At 59.5% G+C, this 449-nt stretch carries 1 protein-coding gene; it reads right to left on the bottom strand.

The features are described from left to right. On the bottom strand, positions 1 to 269 hold a 269-nt coding region (gene tssD, locus U862_RS0129045), incomplete at its 3' end, for a type VI secretion system tube protein TssD (protein ID WP_025113575.1). Positions 270 to 449: the final 180 nt, after the last annotated feature.

Here is a 449-nt window from a genome sequence, read left to right as displayed (position 1 = left end):
CGCTCGCCGGAGGTCAGAGCAGCTTGCAGCAGAGGCGAAGCCTTGTCGTAGACCTTGGTGATCACAACTGGCTTGTGAACGCGCTGACCGGTTGGCTGACCGGATTGTGGGTCACGCGGGATGATCACGTCGTGGCTGAAAGCCTGAACCATGACCTGGTCTTCGTGGCCTTCCTGGTAGGTGTTGCCAACGGAGTCGGCGGTGAAGGCGCCGGCAGTGATCAGGCCTTGTTTCTCGCCGGTAACCGACATGTACGCTGGTGTTGCCATGGGGTGCTCTCCTTGCGGAATAAATTTAGGGTGCCCGGGGCGGAATCGCCCGGTGGGTGCCTGACTGTTATCAAGGAGCGTGCCAGGTTTGCTGAAGGTCCCGGAAGCCGGGGGTGAAGTAGCTCTAGTCTGCGGTTGGAGCGATGCTTTTCACTGAATCGAGGTCGAAAGTGCGCAACT

Origin of the sequence: Pseudomonas sp. H1h, assembly GCF_000633255.1 — a bacterium.
GTDB lineage: Bacteria > Pseudomonadota > Gammaproteobacteria > Pseudomonadales > Pseudomonadaceae > Aquipseudomonas.
The sequence above is the reverse complement of the archived record's forward strand: the minus strand, read 5'-3'. Positions and strand labels throughout refer to the sequence as shown.